The sequence below is a fragment of the uncultured Cardiobacterium sp. genome, assembly GCF_938028185.1.
GTDB lineage: Bacteria > Pseudomonadota > Gammaproteobacteria > Cardiobacteriales > Cardiobacteriaceae > Cardiobacterium.
The window spans coordinates 1-9645 of record NZ_CALJAH010000407.1 but is presented as its reverse complement, the minus strand read 5'-3'; the positions used below and the strand labels follow the sequence as shown (position 1 = coordinate 9645).

Genomic DNA, 9645 nt, shown 5'->3' with positions numbered 1-9645 from the left:
ACGCCTTCGGCATCGTCCCCGCCATCCGCCGCCTCTACCCCGAAGGCAGCCAGGAGCGCAAAGACGCCATCAAGCGCCACTTGGAGTTCTACAACACCCAGCCCTTCATGACCGCGCCCATCCTCGGCGTGAATCTTGCGATGGAAGAAGAACGCGCCAATGGCGCGCCGATTGACGATGCCGCCATCAACGGCGTCAAAGTCGGGCTGATGGGACCGCTCGCCGGCGTTGGCGACCCTATCTTCTGGGGTACCGCGCGCCCGGTCTTCGCCGCCCTCGGTGCGGGCATCGCACAAAGCGGCAGCCTGCTCGGCCCCATCCTCTTCTTCGTCCTCTTCAATGCGGTGCGCCTCTTTGTCCGCTACTGGGGCATCCAGTACGGCTACAAAAAAGGCCTGGAAATCGTCTCCGACATGGGTGGCGGCGCGCTGCAAAAAATCACCGAAGCCGCCTCCATCCTCGGTCTCTTTGTCATGGGCGCGCTGGTGAACAAATGGACGCACATCAACATCCCCTACAAAATCGCCGAAGTCACCAACCAGGTAGGCGAAACCACCGTCACCACCGTGCAGTCGGTGCTGGATGACCTCATGCCCGGCCTGCCCGCGCTTGGCCTCACCTTCCTTTGTATGTACCTGCTACGCAAAGGGGTGAACGCGCTCTGGCTCATCTTCGGCATCTTCGGCATCGGCATCCTCGGCTTCTGGCTGAAAATACTTGCCTGATAACCACAACCGGTAGGGGCGGTCAGGCGAAGCCGTAACCGCCCATCCACAAAAATCACGGGCGGTTAGACGTTTGCGTCATAACCGCCCCTATGCCATCTGCTTCCGTGGCGTAGCCAAACCCGTTTACAGTGGAATAAAACAGAAATAGCCCAAGAATACCCCCTCCCCTGCAGGACGCGCCAGCGTCCGCAGCGGGGGAGGGACGGGGTGGGGGTAATCCATAATGTTGATGAATCAAAAACCCATTTTTCACGTTTGCTGCTCTCACCCCCTGGGGCGATGCGTATAGAGGCAGCCTGAAAACGCCATCAAGTAAAAAAGGACGCACCATGAACAAACTCTGGAAAATCACCAAATGGCTATTGGGCACGCTGGCTCTGTTTGGTGGGGTTATGTTGAGCTATGTGCTACGCGGCGACCCAATAACCACACGCAGCTATGTTGCCGCTGCCTTGATGGCAGGCTTTTGGGCAATCAACAGTTTGCCGCCCAAATGGACAGTACAACAACAATTTACCTTTAACTTTTGCTACCTTTTCCTTTCTATGCCCGCCATAGCGTTCTATTTTGGCGACCCGTTTACATGGATACACTACATTTTTACGCCATTGGCTCTTGCATTGAGTATGGCGGCTCTTTTTTTAATATGGGGAGAGCAGGCAAAGGCGTAACCGCCCGCAACCCCCGCTACCGAATCAGCCAACCCCACCATTTACATACACCATCCCCGCTATCGTGTATGTAAACCTAACCCCATCAACCCCAAAAAACCACTATGCACAAAATCGGCATCATCATGGGCAGCGACAGCGACCTACGCATCATGCGCGAGGCCGCACAAACCTGCGCCCAATTCCACATCGCGCACGAAGTCACCATCGTCTCGGCGCACCGCACCCCGGAGCGCCTGCTGGACTACGGCAAAACCGCCGCCGCACGCGGCCTGCGCGTTATCATCGCCGGTGCTGGCGGCGCCGCCCACCTGCCGGGAATGATTGCCGCCGTCACGCCGCTGCCGGTCATCGGCGTCCCCATCCACTCCAGCAACTCCATCGACGGCTGGGACAGCGTCCTCTCCATCCTGCAAATGCCCGCCGGCGTCCCCGTCGCCACCGTGGCGCTGGATGGTGCGAAAAACGCCGCCCTGCTCGCGCTGCGCATCCTCGGCGCGGGCGACGACACCCTGCGCGACCGCCTCGCCGCCTACCAGAGCGAAATGCGCGAAGCCGTACTCGCCAAAGCCGAATCCCTCAAAAACGAATACCCCTGCGACTACTGACCCGCCATGCTCCCCACCCCCGACACCATCGAACAATACATCCGCAGCCACGCCATCCCGGCCAGCATCGCCCGCGCCGACGAATACCAGGCCAGACTGGACGCCGTTTCCCCCTACGGCGCCATCTACCGCTGCGTCGGCAAGCGCACCAGCTACACCGTCGCCATCCACTACAGCAAAACCCTCAAAACCGAATGCAGTTGCCCCTACGACCACGAAGGCATCTGCAAACACAGCGTCGCCGCCCTGCGCGCCTTCGCCCGCTACCTGCGCGAGCAGGACGCCCCCGCGCCACCGCCCGCCACAGCGACAAAACCCGCCAAAGCCGGCAAAACAGCGAAATCCGCCAAAACGCTGGCACCGCTGCGCTACACCCTGAATCCCGACCGCACCATCGACGCCGCCGCCATCGCGCATGACCTGGAGCGGCGCGGCGCCCATACCCGCTACGCCAATGGCAACGAAGTCAGCATCAGCAAACGCAGCCGCGACAGCATCATCACCCGCTTCGACGATTGGGGCGTCCGCTGCGAACAAAAACTCGAATACCGCCGCACCGACAACACCCTGAGCCTCAGTTGCAACTGCCGCATCCAGGAATGGGGCGACTATTGCCATCACGTACTGTCCGCGCTGGAACGCCTCATCGGCGCCTTTGGTCGCGACTATTTCGCCGATGACTACCCGCAGCGCCACATCGACGCAACCATGCACGAATACGGCCTTGACCCGGACAACCCCGACGACCGCAAACTGATCGCGGTGGACATCACCGACCAGGGACTGCGCGTGGCCCCGCGCGACCCGCAACTCGTGCCGCGCGACATCTTTGAACAAATCCTCCTGCCCGATGACCTGCCGCACGCGGTGCATGACTACGGCCACGCACTGTGCCTCGAATACCAGGGCGGGCGGTTCACCGGATTTTCCGTACTCGAAGGCAAATACGACAAAACCCGCACCGAACTCGCCACCCGCATCAAAACACTGGACGCCTACGACCTCGACAGCCACATCCTCGATGGCCGGCACGGCAGCGAAGTCCTCGCCCTCTACTACACCACCGGCCGCATCGCCAAAAACCTCCGCAGTGCATCCAAAAACGCAGAAGCCCTCGTTGCCGCCGTGCGCGAATTTGCCGACCTCTGCCGCCACATCACCTGCCCCGTTTACGCACACAACATCGAAGAAACCTACGTGCGCGGCCACCTCACCCCCGTCACCCTCAACACCACCGACCGCGTCGGCCTTGAGCTTGACCTCGGCCGCGACGACAACCTCTACCAGCTCAAAGCGCGACTGCGCCTCGGCGACCGCGACTACGCGCTGACCAACAAACAACTGCGCATCAACCCGCTCTTCATCGACTACCAGAACACCCTCTACCCCACCGCCGACCCGCAAACCGCGAACGACATCACCTGGTTTCATACCCACCCGCAGAGCAAACTCGCCACGCGCGACGCCGACACCTTCCGCCGCCAAACCCTCGCCCCGCTCAGCCAGCGCCACCGCATCAAAAGCAAACTCATCAAACCCGCGCCCGCCGCTGCCGACGCCCCCGCGCCGCGCGCCCAACTCTACCTCGACGAAGCCGACGGCATCATCACCTTCCGCCCGCAGGTTGAATACCCGGAACGCCTCATCGACCCGGCAAGCCAGGAACTGCGCCTGCAAACCACCGCCGACGGCGACTACCACCAACTACCGCGCGACACCGCCCTCGAAACCCGGCTGCTCGACACCCTGCGCGATCTGCACCCCGCCTTTGCCCACGGCGCCCCCTACCAACTCGCCGCCGCCGAACTCATCAAAAACGACTGGCTGCTCAACGCCGCCGACACCCTGCATGACGCCGACATCGAACTGCTCGGCCTGAAAAACCTCAAAAACTGGCAATACAACCTCAACCGCCCAACCATCAGCAGCCGCACCCGCAGCGGCATCGACTGGTTTGACCTCGAACTGACCATCCGCTTCGGCGACCAGCACGTCAGCCTGAAAGAGCTGCAAAAAGCCGTCCTCAAAAAACAAAACTACATCACCCTCGGCGACGGCACCCTCGGCATCCTGCCGCAAGCCTGGCTGGACAAAATCACCCCCTGGCTGAAAACCGGCGACGTCAAAAAAGACCACATCCGCTTCTCGCCCTACCAACTCGGCATCATTGACGACCTGCTACAAAACCTCGAAGAGCGCCCCGACTACCTGCTCGAACTGCAAGCGCGCTACCACCGCCTGCAACACCTTGCCGAACAACCGCCGGTCGCGCCCTCCCCTGCCCTGCGCGCCACCCTGCGCCCCTACCAGCAGCACGGCCTCAACTGGCTCGCCTTCCTCCATGAAAACCGCCTCGGCGGCTGCCTTGCCGACGACATGGGCCTCGGCAAAACCCTGCAAACGCTGGCCTTCCTCCAGCACCTCAAAGACCGGGGCGAAAACAACAAACCCAGCCTCATCGTCGCGCCGACCTCACTCATCTACAACTGGCAGGCAGAAGTTGAAAAATTCACCCCCGACCTGCGCCTCTATGCCCTGACCGGGAGCGAGCGCAATACCGACGCCGCCCACCTCGCCGCATACGACATCATCCTCACCACCTACGGCACCCTGGTGCGCGACATCGAAACCCTGCAACACATCCCCTTCCATTACGCCATCCTCGACGAAAGCCAAAACATCAAAAACCCCCAATCGCAGCGCTACAAAGCCGTGCGCCTGCTCAAAGCCCACAACCGCCTCTGCCTCAGTGGCACGCCGATAGAGAACAACACCTTCGACCTCTACGCGCAAATGAACTTTTTGAACCCCGGCCTGCTCGGCAACACCACCCACTACAAAAACACCTTCGCCAACGCCATTGACAAACACAAAGACCACGACAGCGCGGCGCTGCTCGCCAAACTCATCCACCCCTTCATCCTGCGCCGCAGCAAAGAACAAGTGGCGACCGAACTGCCGCCGAAAACCGAAAGCGTGCTCTACTGCGACATGGGCGCGGCGCAACGCAAACTGTACGAGGCGACCAAAAACCGCTACCGCGAACAACTGCTCAACAAAATCGCCGCCGACGGCATCGAAAAAAGCCAACTGCACATCCTCGAAGGCCTGCTCAAACTGCGGCAAATCTGCAACAGCCCGGCGCTGCTCGCCGACCGCGAAGACTACGGCGACGACTCCGTCAAACTCGACCTGCTCCTGGAAAACATCAAAGAAAAAACCGGCGCGCACAAAATCCTCGTCTTCTCCAGCTTCACCAAAATGCTCGGCCTCATCCAGGCGCGGCTGGAAGCCGAAAACATCCCCTGCGAATACCTTGACGGCCAAACCCGCGACCGCAAAAGCAAAGTCGAAAACTTCCAGCAAAACGACGCCGTGCGCGTCTTCCTCATCAGCACCAAAGCGGGCGGCACCGGGCTGAACCTGACCGAAGCCGACTACGTCTTCATCGTGGACCCGTGGTGGAACCCGGCGGTGGAGAACCAGGCGATAGACCGCAGCCACCGCATCGGCCAGAACAAACACGTCATGGCCTACCGCCTCATCTGCAAAAACAGCATCGAAGAAAAAATCCTCGCGCTACAAGACAAAAAACGCCACATCGCGGAGAGCATCATCAGCGTGGACGACGAAAAAAAGACCTTCGACCTCGACGAAGTCAAAAAACTCTTTTCCTGACCCCCGCCCGCGCGTGTCGCTCCGCCTTCACACCATCACAAAACCGAGGACGGAAAACCGCCCCTCACCCCGCAGCCAGCGAAAACCCTATAGAATCACCGCAGCCCCCCGCCCATTGCCGCCATGACGCCGCTTACCCCCGAACAAATCGCCCGCCTCGCCCCCGACGACGCCTCCAACAAAGCCGCCAACAGCCTCGTCCGCCCCGACAAATGGCCGCTCCTGCACCACAACGACCGCGCCCTGTGGGGACATTGCCAGGGCAGCGGCAAAAACCCCTACCAGACGGCGGTGGACATGGGCGAACCCGCCTTCAAATGCTCCTGCCCCAGCCGCAAATTCCCCTGCAAACACGCCCTCGCGCTGCTGCTCCTCTACGCGCGCCACACCGACCGCTTCAGCGCCGCCGACGCGCCCGACTGGCTGACGAACTGGCTGGAAAAACGCGACCAGAACAAAGAAACCAAAGCAACAAAAACCGCCAAACCCGCCGCCCCGCCCGACCCGGCAGCACAACAAAAACGCCTTGCCGCACGGCAGAAAAAAGCCGCCGACGGCCTCTCCGACCTGCGCCTCTGGCTGGACGACATCCTGCGCAACGGCCTCGTCGCCCTGCGCGGCAACCTCAACCAGCGCTGCCGCGACATGGCAAAACGGATGATTGACGCGCAACTGGGCGGCGTCGCCGCCGAACTACAAACCATCGCCGAACTGCCCGCCGATGCGGGCGAGCGCCTCTTTTACCGCTTGAGCCGCCTCAGCCTGCTTGCAGAAAACTACGCCCGCCTGGCAGAACTGCCGCCGGAAGCACAAGCGGAAACCCTCGGCCGCCTCGGCTTCCCCGTCGCCAAAGAGACGGTGCTGGCAGAACCGGGCATCACCGGCCTGTGGTGGCACACCGGCACCGTCATCAGCGAAATCGACCGGGGCGAAGCGCACGCATACTGGCTCTACGACGGCGCCAGCGGCCGCTTCGCCTGCATCCTCGACTTCATCATCCGGGGCGCGCCCGGCGCCCCGCCGCCGGTGCTGCACGGCGGCGTTTACGCGGGCGAACTCTGCTACTACCCCGGCATCGCCAACCTGCGCGCCCTGCCAAAAACCTGGGAAATCACCGCCGCGCCACCGCCGCTGGCCCCCGCCAGCCAAACCATCGCGCAGGCCTTCGCGGGCGTACAACAGGCCTACGCCGAAAACCCGCTGCACGAGCGCTGCCCGCTGCGCGTCGATAACGTCCGCCTTGCCCGGCGTGGCGAACAACTCGCGCTCACCGACGCTGGCGAACAACTGCTGCCGCTCGAACTTGCCGAAGAGCAGCGCCTGCGCCTGCTCGCCACGACCGGCGGCGCGCCCTTCAGCGCCTTTCTCTTATATGAATACGACACGCGCGCGCTGCGCCTGCTCTCCTTCAGCGACAACGCCGGGAAGCTGAATGTCTATTAGCGCTGTAGGGTGGGGCTTGCCCCACCGCAAAACCAATGCCGCTGAAACCAAACCAACCGCCTGAAACCACCCTCGCCGCCGAAGACCTCCTGCCGCCGAAAGCACAAAGCGAAACCGCGCAGACGCGCAGGAAACGCTGCTGGCCGAATGCGCCTGCTGATGCCGTTTGATATTTTCAGGCTGCCGGGCATAATGGCGGCCCGAAAAAACAAAGCAGCCTGAAAGTTTTTCAGGCTATCCGATTCCCCCGTTTTTTGCCAAAAGGAAACCCATGAAATCCCGACTCGCCCTCCTCGCCGCCGCCCTGCTGCTGGGCAGCGCCGCCCACGCCGGCAGCCTGAAAAAACTGCCGCTGGACGATACCGGCTGCGCCGAAAACCTGCACCTGAAAAAAGGGCAGCGCTACCTGCTCGACATCCGCGTTGATGACGCCATGCTCACCGTGGACAGCAACGTCGGCTTCACCGTACGCACCGCCAAAGGCCGCCGCCTGCCCTCCGAACTCGGCCACGACGGCGACAGCGGCGCAGCATTCCGGTTTGTAGAACTGGGCAAAGGCCGCTACACCTTCAGCGTAACCCAAAGCGGCACCGTCAACCGCATCTGCGTCAACGTCGCCACTAACTGACGCAATCGCTTCCCCCTTGCCGAAAACAGCCTGAAAACCATATCTGCGGTTTTCAGGCTGCTTCTGTATAACCACCGCGTTGTTTAACACAACAGATTGAGAAAGGACGCCTGCAAAGCCATTATAGCCATCCACCGAAAGCCTCATACTGTGTTGCGTCGCCTCGCCGTACAAAAGCGTACTGTCTTCGGCGACGCGCCTTGTCTGAAACTTTCGGTGGATGGCTATAAAACCAGCCCAACCGACACCATGCTTACCTCCCTCATCAACACCGCCCTGCTCGGCACCGGCAAACAGCCCTGGCGCCCCGACGCCAGCACCCCCGCCGCCCTGCAAACCGCTTGGGCGGCGCTTGCCGACGACGACGCCGAACGCCGCCACTACCGCTACGCCGCCCTCGCCTTCGCCTACAGCTACGGCGGGCAAACACCCGCGCAAAGCACCGACGGCTGGCAAGCCGTGCCGCCCGCGCCCGCCGCCGAAGAAACCCTGCCGCCGGAAGCCGCCGCCATCCTCGCCGACTGGTTCGCGCAAAAACACCGCCACCTGCTGCGCTACGCCGTCGCCCGCCTGGAAGAACGCGGCCTCGTCCTGCCGACAGCGCTACTGCCGGAAGCCGCCCGCCACAGCCAGAACCACCCCGCCGACATCCCCGAAACCCTGCTCGGCGCGCGTGGTCGCTGGCTCTTCGCCGCTGCAGGCATCCGCCCGCGCAAAGACGAAGACGGCGCGGATTACGCAGAACACGAAGAAGACTGGCAACTGCTGCCGTTTGCCGCGCGCAAGGCACACCTCGCCCGCCTGCGCCGCGACGACCCCGACGCCGCGCGCGAACAACTCGTCGCCATCTGGGGCAGCGCGCCTGCCAACCACCGCCAGGACTACATCGAAATCCTCGGCGCAAACCTCGGCGACGCCGACCAGCCCTTCCTCACCGCCGCGCTGAAAGACCGCAGCAAAGGCGTCAAAGAAAGCGCGCGCGAGCTGTTGATGCGCCTGCCGGGGAGCGAACAGACGCGGCAATACCTCGCCTGGCTGCGTGAACGCCTCGCCTGGCGGCGGCCGGAAAACGGCGGCCTCAAAAAAATCCTGCACAAACTCACCGGCGGCGACAGCCCGTGGCAATATCTTGATGCGCCCTACACGCCGGAGCTGAAAGCAGCGGGCATTGAAGAAATCAGCCCGCTCAAGGGCGAAAGCGACGCCGCCTGGCAACGGCGGCAAATCATCCTCCGCCTGCCGCTCGCCGCCTGGGCAGAATACTTCGGCTGCGACGCAGACGAAGCCGCCGCCCGCCTCGCCGCGCACCCGCCCATTGCCCCGCTGAACCTGTGCGTCGGCTGGCTACACACCCTGCGCGACCGTCGCTTTACCCTGGCGCTATTGCCTGCGGTCATGAGCGAAAACCCCGACACCGCCGCTGCCCGCCTCAACCTCGAAACCTTCCTCGCCCTCGACGGCACCGACCGCGAAACCCTGCTTGCCGACAAAAACACCGCGCAACGCCTGCTTGCCCTCTTGCGCCACAACCCCTACGACGGCGCCTGGCGCGACAACACCCACGAAGACTGGGGCGAACGCTACGGCCTGCTCGTCTGCAACCACTACCTGAAAAACAAACACTACTTCCAGCACGACGAATACGAGCGCGTCGCTGCCAGCCTGCCCGTCAGCGACACCATCACCGCGCTGATTGAAAACCGCCTGCGCCTCATCCCGGAAGACAACCCCAAACACGAAACCATCCGCATCATCGCCGGACATTACCGGCAAAAATGCCGCTTCGCCGCATTACTGCCGTCGTTGCCGTAGGTTGGGTTAGGGGGTGTTTGCAATTCGGCGGATAAGCCCCTCACCCTCTGGGACTGGGACAGCGCGCGCAGCGAGAT

General features: G+C 62.4%; 8 protein-coding genes. All 8 read left to right on the top strand.

Going from position 1 to position 9645, the window contains the following annotated elements; all coding sequences use genetic code 11:
- On the top strand, positions 1-725 hold a 725-nt coding region (manZ, locus tag Q0349_RS11925; RefSeq protein WP_298081224.1), incomplete at its 5' end, for a PTS mannose transporter subunit IID.
- A 332-nt stretch (positions 726-1057) separates the two neighbouring features.
- Positions 1058-1399, top strand: coding sequence for a hypothetical protein (locus Q0349_RS11920; RefSeq protein WP_298081222.1), 342 nt, complete (start codon positions 1058-1060; stop codon positions 1397-1399).
- Between the two features lie 104 nt (positions 1400-1503).
- Complete coding sequence (purE, locus tag Q0349_RS11915; RefSeq protein ID WP_298081220.1) at positions 1504-2007, top strand: 5-(carboxyamino)imidazole ribonucleotide mutase; 504 nt, start codon at positions 1504-1506, stop codon at positions 2005-2007.
- 6 nt (positions 2008-2013) lie between these two features.
- Positions 2014-5685 carry an SNF2-related protein gene (locus Q0349_RS11910; RefSeq protein ID WP_298081219.1) on the top strand — a complete coding sequence of 1224 codons (3672 nt, stop codon included), beginning with the start codon at positions 2014-2016 and terminating at the stop codon, positions 5683-5685.
- Between the two features lie 123 nt (positions 5686-5808).
- Positions 5809-7128: an SWIM zinc finger family protein gene (locus Q0349_RS11905; RefSeq protein ID WP_298081217.1), complete on the top strand. Its 1320-nt coding sequence runs from the start codon at positions 5809-5811 to the stop codon at positions 7126-7128.
- Between the two features lie 35 nt (positions 7129-7163).
- Positions 7164-7298, top strand: coding sequence for a hypothetical protein (locus Q0349_RS11900; RefSeq protein ID WP_298081216.1), 135 nt, complete (start codon positions 7164-7166; stop codon positions 7296-7298).
- 101 nt (positions 7299-7399) lie between these two features.
- Positions 7400-7756 carry a hypothetical protein gene (locus tag Q0349_RS11895; RefSeq protein ID WP_298081214.1) on the top strand — a complete coding sequence of 119 codons (357 nt, stop codon included), beginning with the start codon at positions 7400-7402 and terminating at the stop codon, positions 7754-7756.
- A 96-nt stretch (positions 7757-7852) separates the two neighbouring features.
- Positions 7853-9568, top strand: a complete 1716-nt coding sequence (locus Q0349_RS11890; protein WP_298081213.1) for a DUF5691 domain-containing protein — start codon at positions 7853-7855, stop codon at positions 9566-9568.
- Positions 9569-9645 lie beyond the last annotated feature (77 nt).